This window comes from Methylobacter sp. Wu1 (assembly GCF_036553575.1).
Taxonomy (GTDB): domain Bacteria; phylum Pseudomonadota; class Gammaproteobacteria; order Methylococcales; family Methylomonadaceae; genus Methylobacter.
Genome location: NZ_JAZHOC010000042.1, coordinates 13151 through 32941, shown reverse-complemented (window position 1 = coordinate 32941; position 19791 = coordinate 13151). Strand labels below are relative to the sequence as shown.

21 protein-coding genes are annotated in these 19791 nt (G+C 52.8%); 11 read left to right on the top strand and 10 right to left on the bottom strand.

Annotation, left to right across the window (positions count from 1 at the left end):
- Both fmt and def read right to left on the bottom strand, forming a co-directional pair.
- Positions 1 to 924, bottom strand: a complete 924-nt coding sequence (gene fmt / locus V2P20_RS06185) for a methionyl-tRNA formyltransferase (protein WP_331817173.1) — start codon at positions 922 to 924, stop codon at positions 1 to 3.
- A gap of 2 nt (positions 925 to 926) precedes the next feature.
- Entirely contained in the window at positions 927 to 1433 is a 507-nt protein-coding gene (gene def, locus V2P20_RS06180; protein ID WP_331817172.1) for a peptide deformylase, read from the bottom strand.
- Between the two features lie 551 nt (positions 1434 to 1984).
- Between def and V2P20_RS06175 the strand changes: the two genes are divergently transcribed.
- From V2P20_RS06175 to V2P20_RS06150, 6 genes are all read left to right on the top strand, one after another.
- Complete coding sequence (locus V2P20_RS06175; RefSeq protein WP_331817170.1) at positions 1985 to 2158, top strand: hypothetical protein; 174 nt, start codon at positions 1985 to 1987, stop codon at positions 2156 to 2158.
- A gap of 373 nt (positions 2159 to 2531) precedes the next feature.
- Positions 2532 to 3647, top strand: coding sequence for a LysM peptidoglycan-binding domain-containing protein (locus V2P20_RS06170; protein WP_331817168.1), 1116 nt, complete (start codon positions 2532 to 2534; stop codon positions 3645 to 3647).
- A 50-nt stretch (positions 3648 to 3697) separates the two neighbouring features.
- Entirely contained in the window at positions 3698 to 4750 is a 1053-nt protein-coding gene (dprA, locus tag V2P20_RS06165) for a DNA-processing protein DprA (RefSeq protein ID WP_331817166.1), read from the top strand.
- A gap of 18 nt (positions 4751 to 4768) precedes the next feature.
- On the top strand, positions 4769 to 5236 hold the full coding sequence (locus tag V2P20_RS06160; RefSeq protein ID WP_194969719.1) for a DUF494 domain-containing protein: 468 nt from the start codon (positions 4769 to 4771) through the stop codon (positions 5234 to 5236).
- Positions 5237 to 5259: 23 nt separating this feature from the next.
- A complete protein-coding gene (topA, locus tag V2P20_RS06155; protein WP_331817164.1) occupies positions 5260 to 7569 on the top strand; it encodes a type I DNA topoisomerase in 2310 nt (769 codons plus the stop codon).
- A 54-nt stretch (positions 7570 to 7623) separates the two neighbouring features.
- Positions 7624 to 8181 (top strand): Sua5/YciO/YrdC/YwlC family protein, encoded by a 558-nt coding sequence (locus tag V2P20_RS06150; RefSeq protein WP_331817163.1) that lies wholly within the window; start codon positions 7624 to 7626, stop codon positions 8179 to 8181.
- Here the strand turns inward: V2P20_RS06150 and V2P20_RS06145 are convergent.
- From V2P20_RS06145 to ggt, 3 genes are read right to left on the bottom strand one after another with little or no spacing between them, the layout of a single operon-like run.
- On the bottom strand, positions 8159 to 8998 hold the full coding sequence (locus V2P20_RS06145; protein WP_331817161.1) for an alpha/beta fold hydrolase: 840 nt from the start codon (positions 8996 to 8998) through the stop codon (positions 8159 to 8161). The genes V2P20_RS06150 and V2P20_RS06145 overlap by 23 nt on opposite strands.
- A complete protein-coding gene (locus V2P20_RS06140) occupies positions 8995 to 9687 on the bottom strand; it encodes a 4'-phosphopantetheinyl transferase superfamily protein (protein ID WP_331817159.1) in 693 nt (230 codons plus the stop codon). The genes V2P20_RS06145 and V2P20_RS06140 overlap by 4 nt, the downstream gene beginning before the upstream one ends.
- Positions 9688 to 9690: 3 nt before the next feature.
- Positions 9691 to 11367, bottom strand: a complete 1677-nt coding sequence (gene ggt, locus V2P20_RS06135; protein ID WP_331817157.1) for a gamma-glutamyltransferase — start codon at positions 11365 to 11367, stop codon at positions 9691 to 9693.
- A 248-nt stretch (positions 11368 to 11615) separates the two neighbouring features.
- Between ggt and smbP the strand changes: the two genes are divergently transcribed.
- The 3 genes from smbP to V2P20_RS06120 all read left to right on the top strand — a co-directional run bounded on the left by smbP (position 11616) and on the right by V2P20_RS06120 (position 13737).
- Positions 11616 to 11957: a small metal-binding protein SmbP gene (smbP, locus tag V2P20_RS06130; protein WP_331817155.1), complete on the top strand. Its 342-nt coding sequence runs from the start codon at positions 11616 to 11618 to the stop codon at positions 11955 to 11957.
- A 108-nt stretch (positions 11958 to 12065) separates the two neighbouring features.
- Complete coding sequence (locus V2P20_RS06125) at positions 12066 to 12950, top strand: NAD(P)-dependent oxidoreductase (protein WP_331817153.1); 885 nt, start codon at positions 12066 to 12068, stop codon at positions 12948 to 12950.
- Positions 12943 to 13737: a TIM barrel protein gene (locus V2P20_RS06120; RefSeq protein WP_331817151.1), complete on the top strand. Its 795-nt coding sequence runs from the start codon at positions 12943 to 12945 to the stop codon at positions 13735 to 13737. Before V2P20_RS06125 ends, V2P20_RS06120 begins: the two co-directional genes overlap by 8 nt.
- A 30-nt stretch (positions 13738 to 13767) precedes the next feature.
- Here the strand turns inward: V2P20_RS06120 and V2P20_RS06115 are convergent, their stop codons facing one another.
- From V2P20_RS06115 to V2P20_RS06095, 5 genes are read right to left on the bottom strand one after another with little or no spacing between them, the layout of a single operon-like run.
- Complete coding sequence (locus tag V2P20_RS06115) at positions 13768 to 14013, bottom strand: YfhL family 4Fe-4S dicluster ferredoxin (RefSeq protein ID WP_331817149.1); 246 nt, start codon at positions 14011 to 14013, stop codon at positions 13768 to 13770.
- An 8-nt stretch (positions 14014 to 14021) separates the two neighbouring features.
- Complete coding sequence (coaD, locus tag V2P20_RS06110; protein WP_331817147.1) at positions 14022 to 14501, bottom strand: pantetheine-phosphate adenylyltransferase; 480 nt, start codon at positions 14499 to 14501, stop codon at positions 14022 to 14024.
- A 56-nt stretch (positions 14502 to 14557) separates the two neighbouring features.
- Positions 14558 to 15112, bottom strand: a complete 555-nt coding sequence (gene rsmD, locus V2P20_RS06105) for a 16S rRNA (guanine(966)-N(2))-methyltransferase RsmD (protein WP_331817145.1) — start codon at positions 15110 to 15112, stop codon at positions 14558 to 14560.
- Entirely contained in the window at positions 15109 to 16416 is a 1308-nt protein-coding gene (locus V2P20_RS06100) for a pitrilysin family protein (RefSeq protein ID WP_331817341.1), read from the bottom strand. Before V2P20_RS06100 ends, rsmD begins: the two co-directional genes overlap by 4 nt.
- Positions 16406 to 17776, bottom strand: coding sequence for a pitrilysin family protein (locus tag V2P20_RS06095; RefSeq protein ID WP_331817143.1), 1371 nt, complete (start codon positions 17774 to 17776; stop codon positions 16406 to 16408). The genes V2P20_RS06100 and V2P20_RS06095 overlap by 11 nt, the downstream gene beginning before the upstream one ends.
- Positions 17777 to 17877: 101 nt before the next feature.
- On the opposite strand from V2P20_RS06095, the gene cyoE reads away from it, so the two are divergent.
- Complete coding sequence (cyoE, locus tag V2P20_RS06090; protein ID WP_194969731.1) at positions 17878 to 18765, top strand: heme o synthase; 888 nt, start codon at positions 17878 to 17880, stop codon at positions 18763 to 18765.
- Positions 18762 to 19787 (top strand): glycosyl transferase family protein, encoded by a 1026-nt coding sequence (locus tag V2P20_RS06085; RefSeq protein WP_331817139.1) that lies wholly within the window; start codon positions 18762 to 18764, stop codon positions 19785 to 19787. The genes cyoE and V2P20_RS06085 overlap by 4 nt, the downstream gene beginning before the upstream one ends.
- Positions 19788 to 19791 lie beyond the last annotated feature (4 nt).

Genomic DNA, 19791 nt, shown 5'->3' with positions numbered 1-19791 from the left:
TCAACCCAACTTCAGCGCATCGACGTCATGAGCATTAAGAAAAGCCTGAATACTCATGCGTTTTCCTCCCGGCAGTTGCACTTCATGCAACCGCAGCATGCCCTTGCCGGCAGCAACATCCATTGTTTTATTGGCACAGCGCACACTGCCAGGCTCCGCATTGGTATCGGCATTGATGGCCTCGGCCCGCCAGATTCGCAATACTTCGCCCCGGCAGAGCGTCTGAGCGACAGGCCAGGCATTCAAGCCCCGGACCTTTCTGGCCAATTGCTCGGCCGGCTGAGTCCAGTCCAGAACCGCTTCGCTTTTTTCCAGCTTCTCCGCATAAGTCACCAGCGCCTCATCCTGCTTTTCCGCATGCACGGCTCCGGCTTTTATTTGCTCCAGCACTTTAGCCAGGCCGATTGCTCCCAGCTGCGCCAGCTTATCATGCAGATCGCTGGCCGTATCGTTTGGCCCGATCACGCATTCTTCTTTATGCAGCATATCGCCGGCATCGAGTTTTCGCACCATCTGCATGATCGTCACGCCGGTTTTTTCATCGCCGGCCATGATGGCGCGCTGAATGGGCGCCGCCCCGCGCCAGCGCGGCAATAGCGAGCCATGCACATTGATGCACCCCAGGCGAGGCGCATCCAGCACAGCCTGCGTCAATATCACGCCATAGGCGATAACCACCATAAGGTCGGCTTTAAATGAGGCAATTTGATGCAAATCCTCGTCGGTCTTCAATGTTTCCGGCTGAAAAACAGGAATGCCTGCTTTCAAGGCCAGTTCCTTGACGGGACTCGGTTGTAATTTACGCCCTCTGCCGGCGGGACGGTCGGGCTGAGTGTAGACGGCGCAAACCTCATGCTCCGAGTCCAGCAGCATCTGCAGGGTAGGCACGGCAAATTCGGGCGTGCCGGCAAAAATAATCTTCATGATCAGCTGTGTTCCATCTTATGGATTTTTTCCAGTTTTTTCTTGATGCGTTGCCGCTTTAACGGTGAGATATAATCGACGAACAGCTTGCCATCCAGATGATCCAGTTCATGTTGTACGCAGACGGCCAGCAAATCCCGCGCTTCAAGCTCAAAAGGCTGGCCGTCCCTATTGAGAGCTCTTACTCTGATGTGTTCGGCCCGTTTTACTTTTTCGAAAAAACCGGGCACGGAAAGGCAGCCTTCTTCAGATTCCTCTACACCATCTTTTTCAATGATTTCGGGATTAATCAAAAATATCGGCTCATTCTTTTCTTCACTGACATCAATCACGACAATACGCTGATGAATGTTCACCTGAGTGGCGGCCAGCCCTACTCCGCGTGATTCATACATCGTTTCAAGCATATCATCGACTATTTTTCTGATTTGATCATCGACCGTCTTGACAATGGCGGCTTTCTTCCGCAGCCGCTCATCCGGAAACTCGAGGATAGTTAAAATACTCAACAAACTCTCCACAAAAATATAATTGTATACAGGAATTCTATATGATTTTGGACAGAATCTAAAACCCATTGTTACCAATTGGACTAACAGCATAATTTACCTTCGATATCCTAATTTTAAAGACCCTATGCCTTGTTGACACACTAAGGGGATAGAAATGGATAAAAGTTCCATAGAGGCATCTTAAGCGCTAGTGAACTGATGCAGCAAAAAATGGCATTTCACAAACCAGGCATTCAGGAAAATTCAGCCGGAAGCTCCGCTTCAAAAACATCAAAGCATGCAGAAAATATACACCGTCATGAATTGTGGAGCGTGTCCAATGAAATATTGGGCATGTAATTAAGAGGCAAGGATTAGGCAAGAAGCCGCACAGCACCCACTTGATTATTAACCAGGCGGTCGACTACGAAATTAGCCAAGACCCAGCCTAATAAGTCACTATAAGAAAAAATAATAAATTATTGATTTTTATAAATTATAACTTCTTGACAACCCCCAACTGCTTCTGAAAAAATCTTAGCTCTTTAAATAAAAAAACTGCAAGTCACATGGAACCCCACAAAATCTCCCTTCAAGAGTTAGCCGATATCATAAAAGCATCAATCGTAATCAGCACCGCCAGCCATACCGGAATTCTGATTCATATCATTGCGCATCCCATATTCGGCAAGGCGGCAACGATTCAAGTCGATGATGGCGCGTTGTTGGTTAGGGATTTGTGAACGCAATAAAATGGCCGGTTAGCGCCTCTACTTCACATTTTTCACTCAATAAAGCCAACTTGTGAGCCTTGCCGCCAAGTCCGGAGCGATGCCTGGCTTTCCACGCCGAGCTTGGCATCGCCATTCTTTAAAAATGACGCAAGATACCTGAGCCTTAATTCAAAACCGGCAAACTTCACATATAGCAAAATGCTGCTATCTTTAATCCTATAAAGCGACGGCGCAGAGGTGTCGCGCTTTCTTGCAAATCCACCAAAGGCGAATTAGCTTTCTTATTAAAATCAATATATTGCGCTTTTGTTAGATTTCCATATGAATTCATCTAAACTTTGGATTCAGACAGACTTAAAAAGACCTCCTTCAGGAATCAAATATGGCTTTTCGAACACTTATTGGATGTATAGCTGCTCTCTCTTTCAGCATAAGCGCATGGGCTGACGAGATACAAATAAACCCGTCTCATCCCGACCAATACACCGTCGTCAAGGGCGATACATTGTGGGATATATCCGGCAAATTTTTAAAGCATCCTTGGCAATGGCCCGAGTTGTGGAGCTACAATTCCCAAATTCAGAATCCACATCTGATTTATCCTGGCGATACGATTTATTTCTCCATGGTCAACGGCAGGCCCCAACTCAGCTTGTCCAGACCCGACTATTCTTCCGGAACCCAGCAGCAATCGCCATGCGTTCTGAAGGAACAGGACGTTAAAGACGGACGCACATACTTTGCCGCTTCCGGTGACGGAAAATTATCTCCCTGCATCCGGGAAACCAGTCAGGAAGCGGCAATCAAATTGATTCCGAGTGACGTCATAGCGCCGTTTTTGACTTCTCCACGGGTCGTCAGCGAAAAAGAACTGAATGAAGCGCCTTATGTCGTCGACTTTGCCGGCGAGCATTTATTGGCGGGCACCGGCGACAGGCTCTATGTCCGCTCAATCCTCAAACCGGAAACGCTGTCATATACCGTCTACAGAAAGGGAGAGCCTTATGTCAGCCCTGACACCGGAGAGCTTTTAGGCTATGAAGCCAAATACATTGCCGACGCCACTTTGCAGCAGGAAGGCGATCCTGCGACCTTATCCATCAGCAAAGTAGCCAGTGAGATCCGCATGGGCGACAGAATAATGTCCACGCCTGAAGAGGAACTGACGCTAACTTATTTCCCCCGCCCGCCTGAGGAAAGTATTAAAGGCAACATAATCAGCGTACTTGATGGCGTTTCTCAAATTGGACGCTATAATGTCGTAGTGATTGACAAAGGCACGGTTGACGGTCTTCTGCCCGGCCATGAACTGGATATCTATCAAAATGGCAGAATTACCCGAGACCCGTTCAGCGCCATTCAAAACGACGCTGTTAAATTGCCCGACGAATTGGCCGGCACGCTGATGGTTTTCCGTCCTTTTGAGCGCATCAGTTATGCCTTGGTTATGAGAGCCTCACGCAACATCCATGTATTAGACAAAGTCCAAACCCCCTGAATATTTCTATCCGCCAAACCGACAACGATATCAAATACTGGCTTGCGCTTTTGCGTACGCCAGGATTTGGTTGCCGGACATTTCTCAAAATACTCGAAAGCCATACGCCTGGGCAGCTGTTTGCGGAATCGGCATCAAGACTTGCGACGTTACGGTTAACGGACGCTGTAATCGAGTCCATAAGAAACCCGGACTGGACGGCTATCGATTATGATCTCGCCTGGCTGGAACAGGAAAACAACCATGCCCTTACCCTCTGTGATCCTAATTATCCTGCCCAGTTAAAAGAAATAGCCGACCCGCCGCCCGTCCTGTTTGTGCGCGGCAACCCTGATCTCTTGAAACTGCCGCAAATCGCCATGGTCGGCAGCCGCAATCCATCCGTTTCCGGCATGGAGACCGCCAGAGACTTCGCCAGAACGCTGAGCCGGCACGGCTTTGTCATTACCAGCGGCCTGGCTTTAGGCATCGACGCCGCCAGCCACCGCGGCGCACTCGATGCGTACGGATACACTATCGCAGTCGCAGGCACGGGCCTGGACCGTGTCTATCCCGCCAGACACAAAGACCTGGCCACCGAAATCGTCAATACCGGCGCCATCGTTTCAGAGTTTCCGCCCGGCACGACGGCTAAAGCCAACCATTTTCCCCGGCGTAACCGCATCATCAGCGGATTGTGCCTGGGCTTGCTGGTCGTTGAAGCGGCCAAACAAAGCGGCTCATTGATTACGGCCCGAATGGCGTTGGAACAGAACCGCGAGGTGTTTGCGATTCCGGGGTCCATCCATAATCCGCTGGCCCGGGGCTGCAATTCACTGATCCGGGAGGGGGCAAAACTTGTCGAAACCACGCAGGACATCATGGAAGAATTACATCAATATAATCAACGGGATGACATTTCAGCACCACTGCCCGTGCAAACAACACTTGACCTGGAGCAGCAAACATTATTGAATCTCGTCATGTTCAGCCCAACTTCTATCGATATGCTGGTTGAAAATACCGGGCAATCCGTGGAAGTGATTTCATCAATGCTACTGGTTTTGGAACTGCAAGGCTACATAGAAGCGACTGCTGGTGGTTGCTATACACGCATAAAATAAACAGCACAGACCATACCTATGAAAGAAAATATTTTTGATGTCCTGATGTATTTATTTGAAAATTATATGGAAGATGAAATCGAAATACTTCCAGACAGCGATATCATCAGAACCGAATTGATGGAAGCAGGCTTCGAACAAGTCGAGGTTAATAAAGCGTTCGACTGGCTTGAATCGCTCAGCCTTCAACGCCCCATACAATCGACGACATCGCCCGCCTTCCGCATTTTCTGTAGCGAGGAACAAGAAAAGCTGGATCTTGAATGCCGCAACCTGCTCATATTTCTGGAAAACAGCGGCATTCTGAACTCAACCAACCGCGAAATTGTCATCGACCGTGCCATGGCATTGGAAAATGAGGAAATATCGTTGGAAAAACTGAAATGGATCGTGTTGATGATATTGTTAAGTCAGCCGGATGAAGAACTTGCCTTCTCCAGAATGGAGGACATCGTTTATGACCTCGTTCCGACTTATTTACACTAATACCCACTCGCTCGCATTATTAAATGAGTAAAAATCTTGTCATTGTAGAATCGCCTGCAAAAGCCAAAACCATAGAAAAATATTTAGGCAAAGATTTCCAAGTTCTCGCTTCCTACGGACACGTGCGCGACCTCGTCCCCAAAGAAGGCGCCGTTGACCCCAGCCATGACTTTGCCATGAAATACGAGGTCATCGAGCGCAATCAACGCCATGTCCAGACCATCAGTAAAGCGCTCAAAACCGCTGAGACCTTATATCTTGCGACCGACCCGGACAGAGAAGGCGAAGCTATCTCCTGGCATCTCTATGAACTGCTGAAGGAGAAAAAATTGCTGAAAGACAAGCCGGTGCACCGTGTCGTCTTTCATGAAATCACCAAAAGGGCCGTTACCGACGCCATCGCCCATCCCGCGGAACTGTCCACTAATCTGATCAACGCCCAGCAGGCCCGCCGCGCGCTCGATTATCTGGTCGGGTTTAAATTATCGCCGCTGCTATGGAAAAAAATCCGCCGCGGCTTATCGGCAGGCCGCGTACAAAGCCCGGCCTTGCGCATGATCGTCGAACGCGAGCAGGAAATCGAAGCCTTCAAATCGCGCGAATACTGGACCATTGATGCCTTGCTGGCTGCGCACGGCCAGGCCTTCAAGGCCAAATTGACGCATTTTGCCGGCGAGAAGCTGAGCCAGTTCAGCATCGATAACGAAACACAGGCGCAGCAGACCCGGCAAGCCCTGCTCGAAGCCGCCGACGGCCAGCTAATCGTCGCCAAGCTGGAAAAGAAGCAGCGCAAGCGCAACCCTGCCCCGCCTTTCATCACCTCGACGCTGCAACAGGAAGCGGCCCGCAAGCTGGGTTTCACGACCAAGCGCACCATGATGGTCGCGCAGCAGCTCTATGAAGGCATCGATATCGGCGGCGAAACGGCCGGCCTGATCACTTACATGCGTACCGACTCGGTTAACCTGTCGGTGGAGGCCGTCGATGAAATCCGCGAACTGATCGCGGAAAATTACGGCGCCGACAATGTGCCCAAGGAACCGCGCCAGTTCAAGACCAAATCCAAGAACGCCCAGGAAGCGCACGAAGCCATACGCCCGACCTCCGCGCGCCATTTGCCTAACGACATCAAGAAGTATCTGACTGACGAGCAGTACAAGCTCTATGACCTGATCTGGAAGCGCACCATTGCCTGCCAGATGATTCACGCGACCATCAACATGGTCGCGGTCGATTTGAGCTGCGGCGACGGCCAGCATGTTTTCAGGGCAACAGGCTCGACGATAGCCACGCCCGGCTTCATGTCCGTTTATCTGGAAGGCATGGACGACACGACCGAAGGCGACGATCAGGAAAGCTACCTGCCGCCGTTGGAAGAAGGCCGCCCCGTGCCGCTGAACGATATCATCGCCGCACAGCATTTCACCGAGCCGCCGCCGCGCTACGGCGAGGCCAGCCTGGTCAAGGCGCTGGAAGAGCACGGCATCGGCCGGCCGTCGACCTATGCATCGATCATTTCGACGCTGCAGAACCGTGAATATGTCACGCTGGAGAACAAACGCTTCCATCCGACCGATGTCGGCCGTATCGTCAACAAGTTCCTGACCGAGCATTTCACGAAATACGTCGACTACGACTTTACGGCCAATCTGGAAGACGAACTCGACGCCGTCTCGCGCGGTGAAAAAGACTGGATTCCCTTGATGCACGCCTTCTGGAACCCTTTCAATACGCTGATTCATGAAAAAGAAGAAAGCGTCCAGCGCAAAGACGTGACGCAGGAAGCCATCGATGAAAAATGCCCCGAGTGCGGCAGCGCCCTGTCGATCCGGCTGGGCCGGAACGGCCGGTTCATCGGCTGCACGAATTACCCGACCTGCTCTTATACGCGCAACCTGAATGACGACAATGCGCCTGAAGAGCCTGAAGTCATAGAAGGCCGGACCTGTCCCAAGTGCAACCTGCCGCTCGTGATCAAATCGGGCCGATATGGAAAATTCATCGGTTGCAGCGGCTATCCCAAATGCCGACACATCGAACCGTTGGAAAAGCCTTTGGATACGGGCGTGGAATGTCCGAAATGCAAAAAAGGCAATATCCTCAAGCGCAAATCCAAAAGCAACAAAGTCTTCTACTCCTGCTCGGAATACCCGAAATGCGACTATGCCTTGTGGAATGCGCCGATCGCGGAAAGCTGCCCTGAGTGTAATTGGCCGGTTCTGACCGTCAAAGTCACGAAAAGGCACGGTGCGGAAAAAGTCTGCCCGCAAAAAGACTGTAAATATGCAACGCCTTACGAAGGCGACCCAGCCGATGCCGAGGGGCCTAAATAAGATTGCCAATTCAAATACCCGCTGCGCCCGCTACGGCGCAGTTTTTGATCGCCTATGGCTTATTATTCCGACTTTAAGATAAGAAATGCCGTCCGCCACATCAAAGCCGGGGAAGTTATCGCCTATCCGACTGAGGCGGTCTACGGTTTAGGCTGCGATCCGCTCAATGAGGACGCGGTCCTGTCTTTACTCGACATCAAGCAGCGCCCTATCGATAAAGGCTTGATTCTTATCGCTTCCTCATTACAGCAGTTGCAGCCCTACCTTATCTTGAATCAGGCGATGATCGGGCGCATCGCGCCAACCTGGCCCGGTCCTGTTACCTGGGTGATTCCGGCCCAGTCCTGGGTGCCTGTCTGGCTGACCGGAGCCCATGACTCGTTGGCGGTCAGGGTCACGGCTCATCCCGTCGCTCGCCGGTTATGCGCCTGCTACGGCGGCCCTATCGTATCGACCAGCGCCAATGCCAGCACCCGTCCCGCCATCCGACAGGCGCGCAAACTGGTGCAGGCCTTTTCAGGCAGCGGTATTTTTCTCCTGCACGGCCCCACAGGTGGACTTAAACAGGAAACGGCTATTTATGACGCAGTCAGCGGGAATCGCCTGCGTTAAACGCCACGTTTCCGGCCTGGATTTTTCCAAGTATCGAAGGCCATGCCTCGGCCCAGCAGCATTGATGCTCAAAATCTTTATAGATAATGGCTCGCGCGCGACGGTGGGTCTTGGCGAATGTTTCGATGATAAATGGCGGCACGTTATCATCCTTGCCGCCGGCCAAATGGAACTGCCTGATCATGGGCGGCAATTCGGGCCCGACTGCCGGGTTTAGCGAATCACTGAGCGGCAGATAGCCGTGAAATTCGCTCCATGCCTTGACATCGAGGTTGGCCGCCACTGTCACGATGGCTTTGATCTTATCGATATAAGGCGCGATCAGCATGGCCAATGTGCCGCCGCCGCTGTAACCAACCAGCATGACCTCGTTAAAATCGGTTGTTTCAAGCCATTGCTTCAAAGCCGCCGCCATGCTTTCAACGACCGGCTTCGAATAGCGGTGCGACGTCCAGAACTTATTGTGGCAAGGCTCGGTATCGCTAAAACCGTGATAACAGGGCCTGCCCAGCAAAATGGAAGGCTCGCTGTCCTGCGCCATCAGTTTCAGTATGATCGGATTGCGCGATGTCGGGTCGCCTGCAATCCAGCGCTGCTGCCAGGGCGTACCGTCGCCGTCCAGGTAAACGTGCAGCGTTTTACGGTCCGTGTTTTTTACGGCATTGATATGGCTATAGATACGATGCGCAAATCGGCCGGTTTTGACCGTCAGTTCCTCAAATCCCATAGCGATCGCCGCATCGGCAAAACGCTCGGAAGGCGTCGCGCAGGCGCTTAACAGCATCACAGACGCCAATACATAATGGCGCATTTTCATACGGTCAGATCGTTGACTCTGATGCGCGCCAGTTCCCTATTGTCTACTACCAGGGCGGCACAACGATCCTGCCCCAAATCAAGATCCCGCACGATCCACGCAGAAGCAGGACCGCATTCCTCGGGAACTCTTAAAAATTCCACCGGATGCATGGGATTGATGACACACCGGTTCACGCCCAGGCCCAATCCCCGCCCTGTCGCTTTGACAAATGCTTCCTTGCGGGTCCAGAAACGGTAAAACTCGCGCATCTTCATGGCGTCGGGCAATGCATGCCAGTAAGCGGCTTCTTCATCGGCCAGACATTTGTGGACCAGCTCGGCCAGAGTGGCCCTGTTTTTACAGCGCTCGACATCGATACCCAATTGGCAATCCCAAGCCAGCGCCATGATCAGGTATGGGCCCGAATGGGACAGATTGAATGCCAGTTGCGGATGTTCGATCAGATAGGGCTTGCCGTGCTCGCTTTTACCTATCCGGATGGCGGCCGGGTTTTCGTTAAGATAATCCGCCAGCAATAGTCTCAGGCGCCCATGCACTTCAACATAACGCCGATGCAATACAGGCTTTGTGATTCTCTCGGCATGCGCCTGCTCGGCCGCGTCCAATAGCGCATAGTAACGCTGGTAATGCAGTTCTTCCGTCGAAATAAGCCCTTGCCAGATGTCGGCCGTGTTTTTATCCGGCATGCTTCAATTCCAGCTGTAAACACTGGCCCGTCCCGCGCCGCGCGGATCGCTGGCCGCCGTCAGTGTGCCCGCGGTTTTGTCGCGCATCACCGCCTGCATATTGCCGTAACGGTAACGCGCTTCTTTCAATTGATGGCCGCGGGCTGAAAGACGGCTGATCTCATCCGTGGTCAAAGCTTCTTTTTCGTACTCAATCATATCGGGAATAAACTGGTGATGAAAGCGCGGCACGCGAACCCACGAATCCGGGCCGTTGCCATCGGCAAAATCCAGCGCGCCCAGCAAGACCATCGAAATAATGCGGCTGCCGCCCGGCGTGCCTAGCACGGCGACGCGCTTGTCATTTTCCAAAAAAGTAGGCGTCATGCTGGACAGCATGCGCTTGCCCGGCGCGATGGCATTGGCCAGGCCGCCAACCAGCCCGTAAACGTTCTTCGCGCCCGGCAGGCTGACGAAATCGTCCATTTCATCGTTCAGCACCACGCCGGTGCCGGCCGCAACCAGGCCGGCACCGAATGGAAAGTTGACGCTGAGCGTGGCTGCGACGCGGTTGCCCTCGGCATCGATGATGGAAAAATGCGTCGTGTGGGGTCCATCCGCTGCATCCTGTATGTCGCCGGACAGCATCGTGCTCGGCAATGCCTTATCCGGCCTCAGGCTGCTTCTTAATCCGGCCGCATAATCCTCATCCAGCAAGCGCCGGACCGGCACGTCGACAAAATCGGCATCGCCCAGATACAAGGACCGGTCATGGTAGGCGCGGCGCATGGCTTCGGCTATCAGATGCTTGCGCGTTACGTCATCCGCGTGTTTCAAATCGTAGCCGGACAGAATGTTCAATGCCTCGATCAATACGATGCCGCCCGCTGAAGGGGGCGCCGCGCTGGTGACTTTTATGCCGCGATACCAGCCTCTGACCGGTTCCCGCTCGACCACCTGATAATTCGCCAGATCCTGCAAAGTCCAGATACCGCCGGCCTTCCTGACGCTGTTTACGAGTTTTTCGGCCACATCGCCGTCATAGAAGCCGTCCCGGCCCTCTTCAGCCAATTGCGTCAAAGTATTCGCCAGATCCGGCTGGCGCAGTATCGATTTGTATTCCGGCACATTGCCGTTATCGAGAAACTGCCGCGCCGTCTCCGGATCTTTTTTCATCACGTTGATCCTAAACTTGAGCAGTTTGCGGTGTATCTCGCCAATGGCAAAACCGTCCCGTGCATAGCGGATTGCTGGCGCCAGGCTCTGCGCCAGAGGCAGGCGGCCGTATTTTTCCGACAGATGCGCCAGCGCCGCCGGCATGCCCGGTATCGCGGCCGCCAGCGCACCGTCGACCGATAAGCGCGGCACGACTTCGCCGTTCTTGTCGAGGAACATATCGCGATGGGCCGCCAGCGGCGCTTTTTCGCGCCCGTCTATCATCGTTTCAAAGCCGTCGTTAGCCCTGTGCAGCAGCCAGAAACCGCCGCCGCCCAGCCCCGACCCGGACGGTTCGACCACGGCCAGCGCGGCGCTGACCGCGACCGCCGCATCGAACACATTGCCGCCTTTATTTAGAATTTCAAAGCCGGCTTCAGTCGCTAAAGGATGTGCGCTGGCAATGGCGGCCTTGCCGTCGGCATGAACCTGCGTTCCCCAAAAAACAGCCGTTACTATCAGCGCTGCACAACATTTCTTTAACATCTTTTCCCCTGATCGAGTTGTATTTGAAGAATGGAATTTCCTGCGTACGTGGCAGTAAACATGGATTTATTTTGCAAGCCGTCCGACGTCAATAGTCGGGCCGCGCACCGGCAATTGCATCGACCCAACATATTGGCTCGTATTGTGCCGTATATATGATATGTGATATATAACAAAAGCCTTGGTAGTTCCAATAAAACGAGGCGCTAATAATAACTCTAAACATAAATAAACAAGGATATGCTGTTATGAAAACATATATTACCGCTTTAGTAGGTGCTTTCGCTCTTTGCCTGAGCGCCCAGTCCAATGCAACAGAGCATCATACAGCGCAAGCGCTAGAACATTCAGCCATGGCAACGGCCCATGGACAGGATGGCCACGCTGACCAACTGCTCAAGCATGCGGAAGAAGGCTTGAAACATGCTGAAGCTGCGGAAAAAGAACATGCTGAAGCTCATAAACATATGACAGAAGCAGTTGATCATTTAAAACAATCCATAGAACATGCCAAAAAAGGCCATGCCGATGTAGGCACTAAACATGCCGAAGAAGCGATGATGCATATGCGCCAATCCATCGGTCAATAAGAAAACCCGGTAATGCTGAAAAGAGGGTGCAATGCCTCATTGCACCCTCCCCACTAACAGATTTTATTGAAAACTCCGATCGCTTCGCGCATCAAAAACTTGATCCTCATGTCAGATAAAGAATACACGCTCGGCTTCATCGGCATCGGCCTGATGGGCAAGCCGATGACTTTGCGCCTGCTCGATGCAGGCTTTAAGGTCAACGTCTGGAACCGCACCCCCGAAAAACTGCTTCCGGTCACCGAGGCCGGCGCACAAGCCTGCTGCTCAATAGTAGAGCTGGTTCAGGCATCCGATGTCATCATTTTGTGCCTGGCCGATACGGCCACCGTCGAATCCATCGTTAAGACCGACATTCTGGCCAGCGGTTCGGCCGGCAAACTGCTGATCGACTTGTCCAGCATTCATCCCGAGACGACGCGGCAACTGGCCGCTGCATTGCACGAAACCTGCGGCATGGGTTGGGTCGATGCGCCGGTCTCGGGCGGTGTCGCCGGCGCCCAACAAGGCAATCTGGCGATCATGGCCGGCGGCAGCGCCGACAACATCGCTGTCGCGCGCCATGTACTGGCGCCGCTGTATCAGCAGTTGACGCACATGGGCGATGTCGGCAGCGGCCAGATGACGAAAATCTGCAACCAGATGATCGTCAGCTGCAATGTCATGGTCATCGCCGAAATGATGGCGCTGGCCAGGCAGGCCGGCGTCGATGCCGAAAAGATACCGGCCGCGCTGGCCGGCGGTTTCGCCGACTCCAGGCCGCTGCAGATCGTCGGCCCCGAAATGGCGACCGGGACATTTGAACCGGTCAAATGGCGCGTCAAGACCTTGCTGAAAGACCTCAACATGGCCGTCGACGTCTCGACCCGGCAAGGCAATGCCGTGCCGATGTCCGCCCTGGCTGCGCAACTGATGCAGTTGCATGGCCAGCAGGGTTTTCTGGAGCAGGACCCGTCCACATTAATCAAGCTGTTCAGCAAAGCCGATGCTTAAATTTACCGCCAATCTGAGCCTGCTGTTTACCGAAACGGATCTGATCGAGCGCTTCGAGGCTGCCAGCCGTCAGGGCTTTGCCGCTGTTGAGATTCAGTTCCCGTATGCGCTGGACGCCCAAACATTAAAAAATGCCCTGACGGCAGCCGGGCAAAAGCTGGTGCTGTTCAATGTCGATGCCGATGATCTGTTGCAGGGCGGTGAAGGACTGGCCTGCGTGCCGGAAAAACAGGCCCGGTTCCGGCAAGCGGTCGCGCAAACGCTCGCTTATGCAGAGGTACTAAAACCGGTCGCGATCAATGTGCTGCCGGGGCGCTGTCTGAATGAAAGCCGCCTGCCGGAGTATATGCAAACCTTTAAGGAAAATCTGTGCTTTGCCGCCGATGCCTTTGCGCCGCTCGGCATCAAAACGGTCTTTGAAGCGATCAATACGTACGATATGCCCGGTTTTAGCATTCATAGCGGCGCTCAGATGCTGGCCTTGCTGGATGAATTGAATCGGTCCGACCTGTTCATGCAATACGATGTCTATCACATGCAGATGATGGGTGAAGATCCTGTCAGGTTTATTACTGAACATGCCGATAAGATCGGCCACATTCAGTTCGCCGACTGCCCCGGACGCGCGCAGCCCGGCACCGGTCGAATCGATTTTGAACAGCTTTTTTCGGCGATTGAAAAATCAGGCTACTCCGGCTGGGTGGGCGCCGAATATAAGCCGGTGGGAACAACCCTGGACAGTCTGGACTGGTTTAGACAACTTGAGAATGGAAGATCACGCCGATAAGACGTGATCTTCTTTCGTGATGAAAAAATATTACTGCGTCAGTTTCAGATACTTCTGATACAGGCTGTCTTTATCCTCGACATTACTGGGATCTTTAGAGATACAGTCGACCGGACACACTTCTATGCATTGCGGCACATCATGATGGCCTACGCATTCGGTGCACATGGCGGGATTGATGACGTAAATGTCTTCGCCCTGGGAAATGGCGCCGTTCGGGCATTCGGGCTCACAGACATCGCAATTGATACATTCATCACTAATAAAAAGGGACATACTTACTCCTAACTAAATTTCCCAATCAAATGCTGTAGCACAAGATCAGGGACAAAACTTGACACATCGCCATTCAGCTGCGCGATCTCTCTGATCATGCTCGAAGAAATAAATTCATATTGTTCGGCCGGTGTCAAAAAAACCGTTTCAAGGCCCGGCGCCAGACGCCTGTTCATACCGGCCAGCTGAAATTCATATTCGAAATCGGAGACAGCGCGCAAGCCTCTCAAAATCACATGCGCGCCATGCTGTTTGGCGCATTCGACCAACAAATTGTCAAAACCGACCACCTCGACGTTTGCATACCCAGTCGTCACGCCTTGCACCAGTGCCACACGCTCTTCAATCGAAAACAGCGGCGATTTGCCGCGATTAACGGCGACAGCGACGATGATTTTGTCATAAAGCCTTGACGCTCTGGCAATCAGGTCCAGATGCCCGTTGGTGATGGGATCGAATGTACCAGGATAGATCGCGGTAATGTTCATATGACGGCTATAAAACTGACTATTTTATATCAAGTATATCGGCTTGAAAAAATAAATCAGCTTGATCGCTCGAATAAATGATAGCCGACTTCGCCTGCAGTCTTGCTTTTCAGGCACTGCCAATTGGCCGGCATGCCGCTCAGGTCGAGCTTGCACTCTGTTTCGACATAGATTTTGGCGTGATTGGCCAGCCAGCCTTTTTCCTCCAGCCACTGGCAGGTTTGAACGGCCAGATTCCTGGCGAACGGCGGGTCCATGAAGACGACATCAAACGCTTCGGCATCGCCGGCCAGGTAGCGCAAGACGTCCATCTGCACGATCCTGATCTGGTCAGCGGCCAGTGCGACCGAATTTTCCTTTAAGCTTCGGCAGGCTTGGGGGTTGCTTTCCACCTGCACGACTGAAGCAGCGCCCCTCGACGCTGCTTCAAATCCCAGCGCGCCGCTGCCCGCATATAAATCCAGGCAACGTTTGCCGATGATTTCGCCCTGCAGCCAGTTGAACAGCGTTTCCCGCACTCTTGCCGGCGTCGGCCTTAAGCCCGGCAAGTCGACAAAACTCACCTGCCGGCTGCGCCATTCTCCGCCGATGATTCTGAGCTTGTTTTTCACTTTTTCGCTGGGGCTCCGCCTAATGCGATGGTCTGGAGCAACTGCGGATCGATGTGGCGCTTGAAGGCGTCCTTGATTGAAGCGACTGTCACCTGCTCGACTTTTTGCTGGAATGTGTCCAGATAATCCAAAGGCAGCTCATAGAAGCCGATCATGGAGACATAATTAGCCAGTTCTTTGTTGGTATCGAAACGCATTGCAAAACCGCCCGTGATATTTTTCTTGGCTGCCGTCAATTCCGCTTCGGTCGGGCCTTCGCTGATGAAGTCCGCCAGTGTTTTATTGAGCACTTCCAGCGCTTTCTGCGTCTGATCATTGCGTGTCTGCAGGCTCGCTACAAACGGGCCTTTTCTGAACATCGGCACGAAAGAACTGGAGGCGCTGTAAGCCAGCCCGCGTTTTTCCCTGACTTCATTAAAGAGCCTCGAGACCAACACAGCTCCGCCCAGGATATGATTGCCGACATACAGGCTGAAATAGTCAGGATCTTTGCGATAAGTGCCCGGCATGCCGACCAGCACATGTGTTTGCGATGAAGGAAAATCAATATGCCGTTGGCTTGCTTTTGTCGGCATTGCGACCTCCGGCAATGGCTCGGGCTTTTGGCCCGTCGGCAGTTCCGCGACCAGACTTTGCGCCGTCTTTTCGGCCTGTTCTTTGCTCAAATCGCCGACGATAACAACCATGGCATTGGCCGCCACATAGTATTTTTTGTAAAACTCCCGTAAATCATTAGCGCTGAAGCCGGCTACTGTTTCGATAACGCCATCGCTGGGATGCGCATAAGGATGGTCCCCATAAACAGCTTTAGAGAAGGCGATATGCGCCAGTTCGGCAGGCGATTCTTCGCGCTGTTTCAGAGCGGCCAGCGTCCTGTTTTTCTCACGCTGAAAATCGGCCTCGTTAAAGGTTGGTTTAGCCAGCATGACCTGCAGCGTTTCCAGCGCTTTATCGAATAATTTCTTATCAGTCAGTGTCCGCAGCGATACCCAAGCCATGTCATCGGAAATGCCCGCGCCAACATCCGCGCCGACGCTTTCAAAACGCTTCGCGATTTCATCGGCATTCCATTCTCCGGCCCCGGTATCCAGCAAGGCCGACGTCAAAGCTGCAATACCGAATTGAGAGCCGTCGCGCGCGCTGCCGGCATCGAAGGACACCTGGATATCGACCATCGGCAGACCTTCTGTACGAACGTAATAAACCCGGCTGCCTTGAGCCGTCTGCCAGTGATCAATCTTGGCCGCCGACCAGACCGTCTGGCTGAACAATAAAAAAACGATACCTATCAAACTAGCGCGCATCATGCTCTCCTTGGGTTGTTGGGCTTGCTTTGTTTTCTTTTATTTCCTGGGGCTCCAGATAAGCGATATTCAAGTGATCCTTGATCAGATATTTACGCGCGACATCGCGCACCTGCTCCGCCGTTACCTGATTGACCTTTTTGACGTATTCGTCCACTGTCGGCCAACCCAGCCCGACCGTTTCAGTCATGCCCAACTGCATGGCCTGATAAAACATCGAATCGCGCTGGTAAATGTCGCTGGCCAACACTTGCGCCTTGATGCGCTGCAATTCTTCATCGCTGACCAACTCATTTTGCAGCTTGACCACTTCATCCTTCAGGGCCGACTGCAAATCCCAAACCGTCTTGCCATCGGCCGGGGTTGCCTCCAGTGTGAGCAGGTCCGATAATCGCGAAGTCAGATCGTACCCGGCGCCCGCCGAGACCGCGATTTGCTTGCCGCGCACCAGCCTTGACGCCAATCTGGCGCTATTGCCGCCGTCCAGCACGCCAGCCAGCACTTCCAGCGCATAGGCTTCCCACTCCTTCTCTGCCGTTTTCAGGCTGGGCACTTTATAACCCATGACGATGTAAGGCAGTTTTGCCGGCAGTTTGATCGTCATCTCTCTGACGCCGATCTGTTCGACTTCGGTTTGCGGTTTTAACGGTTTGATTTCACTGGTCTTCAACGCGCCGAAATATTTTTCGGCCAGATCGAAAACGGCCTTCGGCTCGACATCGCCGACCACGACCAGCGTGGCATTATTCGGCGCATACCAGCGCTGATACCAGGCTTGGAGATCTTCCACGGTATAATTGGCAATGTCGGCGGGCCAGCCGATCACGGGGTTCCGGTAAGGGCTGTTGGTGTGCGCCATGGCCATGAAGTATTCCTGCATCTTGGCCCGCGGCTTGTCGTCGGTGCGCATTCTGCGTTCTTCGGTTACTACTTGCAGTTCTTTCTTCAATTCATCAGCGAGCAGATGCAGATTGCGCATCCGGTCCGCTTCCAGTTCAAAGCTGACTTCCAGCCGGGATTTGTCCATGGTCTGGAAATAAGCCGTGTAATCCTGACCGGTAAAGGCATTTTCATCGCCGCCGTTCTCAGCAATGATGCGGGAGAATTCGCCGGCCGGATGCTTGTCCGTGCCTTTGAACATCATATGTTCCAACATGTGAGAAATGCCGGTAATGCCGCCCGGCTCGTAGCTGGAACCGACTTTGTACCAAACCTGGGAAACCACGACTGGCGACCGATGATCTTCCTGGACCAGAACTTTTAATCCGTTTCCTAAAATCCGTTCCGACACTTTTGTCTCGGCACTGCTCGAAAAGGCCGGCAAACATAACAATATTGCAAATAGTAATCGATTATTCATAACTCCCTCTTTAATCTAAATGGTAGTGCTTCCGACTATTTCAATAATTAATCGTTCACGGTATTCTATACAATAATGAAAAAGTTGGAATTTATTAAATAATGACGAGCGACTCTACTTTGCTTTCCTGGCGAAACTATCTTGAGCTGTGCAAACCGAAAGTGGTTACACTGATTGTATTCACTGCAGTTGTCGGTATGTTGTTGGCAGTGCCGGGAGTACCGCCTCTGGATACGCTTATTTACAGCACCGTAGGCATTGCGCTGGCGGCTTCTTCAGCGGCGGCGGTCAATCATTTCATCGACCAGAAAGCTGATGCGGAGATGAAACGAACCCAGAACCGTCCCTTGCCGAAAGGCGAACTGAGTTCCAAAAATGTCATTATCTTTGCCTTGGTTCTGGGAGTTATCGGGATGGCCTTGCTGATTTTCATGGTCAACACACTGACGGCTGTACTGACTTTTCTGTCATTAATCGGTTACGCCATAATCTATACCGTCTACCTGAAAAAAATGACGCCGCAGAACATCGTCATCGGCGGCGCGGCCGGCGCGGCGCCGCCTTTGCTTGGCTGGTGCGCCATGACCGGCGAAATACACCCTTATGCGCTGCTGCTGTTTTTGATCATTTTCGTCTGGACGCCGCCGCATTTTTGGGCGTTGGCCATCGCGCGCCGCGAAGAATACGCCAAAGTTGAAATCCCCATGCTGCCGGTCACGCACGGCCCGGAATTCACGCGTCTGCATATTCTGCTCTATACCGTGCTATTGCTGATCGTGACGCTGCTGCCTTATCTGACCGGCATGAGCGGACTGATCTATTTGGCGGCGGCCGTACCGTTAGGCCTGGGTTTCATCTATTTCGCCATTCTGATGATGCGCAGGAAAGATGACAGAACCGCCATGCAAACTTTCGGCTACTCGATCATTTACTTAATGATCATGTTCGCCGCCTTATTGGTCGACCATTATGTGGCATTAACCTTATGAAACTGACCCACCACGAACAGACACCGCATCCGGAGCATCCATTCGCCGAATATATCCGTATTCTCGGCAAAGGCAAAAAAGGCTCAAGGCCGCTAACGCAGGATGAAGCCTATCAGGCTATGAAGATGATCCTGGCGGAAGAAGTGCTGCCTATCCAGCTGGGCGCATTTTTGATGTTGATGCGGGTCAAGGAAGAAACCCCGGAAGAATTGGCCGGTTTTGCCCAGGCCGCGCAGGAGTCATTCAATCTTGCCGGACATTCTGTGACAGTCGACCTGGACTGGTCATCCTATGCCGGCAAACGCCGCCATCTGCCCTGGTTTCTTTTATCAGCCCTGTTGCTGGCAGAAAACGGCATCAAGGTTTTTATGCATGGCTCGGAAGGCCATACGGCCGGCAGAATTTACACGCAGGACGTGCTGAAATTTTTAAACCTTCAGCCAGCCGATTCCATTGCCGAAGCCGTACAGCAGATTGAGCAGCATAACTTCAGCTATCTATCGCTGGAGCATTTTTGCCCGAAACTGCATGAGATTATAGAACTGCGGCCTCTGCTGGGATTGCGCTCGCCGGTTCATACCCTGGTGCGCCTTTTAAATCCGTTTAATGCCGACTACAGCATTCAAGGCATTTTTCATCCCGGCTACCGCCCGGTTCATCAGCAGGCTGCGGCCTTATTGAACCAGCCACATATGGCCGTATTGAAAGGCGAAGGCGGCGAGACCGAACGCAATCCGGATATGGATTGCCTGGTGCAAAGCGTACACAACGGGCAGTTATCGGATGAAAACTGGCCGACTTTGTTCACGCACCGCCATGTCAAGCCGGAGCTGCTCGATCCGCAAGAGTTGGCATTGGTCTGGCAAGGCAGCATTGAGGATCAATTTGCGGAAGGCTCCATCATCGGCACAGCCGCGATTGCGCTGAAACTGTTAGGCAAAGCCGATACGCAGCAGCAGGCGCACGAGTTGGCTACGGCTTATTGGCGAGGCAGGGATAAGCAAAAATTCACAGGCTCCTAAGCAT

What these genes read in the sequence shown, in the direction of transcription:
- fmt (WP_331817173.1), bottom strand. Translation starts at nt 924, where the DNA reads ATGAAGATTATTTTTGCCGGCACGCCCGAATTTGCCGTGCCTACCCTG.
- V2P20_RS06175 (WP_331817170.1), top strand. Translation starts at nt 1,985, where the DNA reads ATGGAACCCCACAAAATCTCCCTTCAAGAGTTAGCCGATATCATAAAA.
- V2P20_RS06170 (WP_331817168.1), top strand. Translation starts at nt 2,532, where the DNA reads ATGGCTTTTCGAACACTTATTGGATGTATAGCTGCTCTCTCTTTCAGC.
- V2P20_RS06160 (WP_194969719.1), top strand. Translation starts at nt 4,769, where the DNA reads ATGAAAGAAAATATTTTTGATGTCCTGATGTATTTATTTGAAAATTAT.
- topA (WP_331817164.1), top strand. Translation starts at nt 5,260, where the DNA reads ATGAGTAAAAATCTTGTCATTGTAGAATCGCCTGCAAAAGCCAAAACC.
- V2P20_RS06150 (WP_331817163.1), top strand. Translation starts at nt 7,624, where the DNA reads ATGGCTTATTATTCCGACTTTAAGATAAGAAATGCCGTCCGCCACATC.
- V2P20_RS06145 (WP_331817161.1), bottom strand. Translation starts at nt 8,998, where the DNA reads ATGAAAATGCGCCATTATGTATTGGCGTCTGTGATGCTGTTAAGCGCC.
- V2P20_RS06140 (WP_331817159.1), bottom strand. Translation starts at nt 9,687, where the DNA reads ATGCCGGATAAAAACACGGCCGACATCTGGCAAGGGCTTATTTCGACG.
- ggt (WP_331817157.1), bottom strand. Translation starts at nt 11,367, where the DNA reads ATGTTAAAGAAATGTTGTGCAGCGCTGATAGTAACGGCTGTTTTTTGG.
- smbP (WP_331817155.1), top strand. Translation starts at nt 11,616, where the DNA reads ATGAAAACATATATTACCGCTTTAGTAGGTGCTTTCGCTCTTTGCCTG.
- V2P20_RS06125 (WP_331817153.1), top strand. Translation starts at nt 12,066, where the DNA reads ATGTCAGATAAAGAATACACGCTCGGCTTCATCGGCATCGGCCTGATG.
- V2P20_RS06120 (WP_331817151.1), top strand. Translation starts at nt 12,943, where the DNA reads ATGCTTAAATTTACCGCCAATCTGAGCCTGCTGTTTACCGAAACGGAT.
- V2P20_RS06115 (WP_331817149.1), bottom strand. Translation starts at nt 14,013, where the DNA reads ATGTCCCTTTTTATTAGTGATGAATGTATCAATTGCGATGTCTGTGAG.
- coaD (WP_331817147.1), bottom strand. Translation starts at nt 14,501, where the DNA reads ATGAACATTACCGCGATCTATCCTGGTACATTCGATCCCATCACCAAC.
- V2P20_RS06100 (WP_331817341.1), bottom strand. Translation starts at nt 16,416, where the DNA reads ATGCGCGCTAGTTTGATAGGTATCGTTTTTTTATTGTTCAGCCAGACG.
- V2P20_RS06095 (WP_331817143.1), bottom strand. Translation starts at nt 17,776, where the DNA reads ATGAATAATCGATTACTATTTGCAATATTGTTATGTTTGCCGGCCTTT.
- cyoE (WP_194969731.1), top strand. Translation starts at nt 17,878, where the DNA reads ATGACGAGCGACTCTACTTTGCTTTCCTGGCGAAACTATCTTGAGCTG.
- V2P20_RS06085 (WP_331817139.1), top strand. Translation starts at nt 18,762, where the DNA reads ATGAAACTGACCCACCACGAACAGACACCGCATCCGGAGCATCCATTC.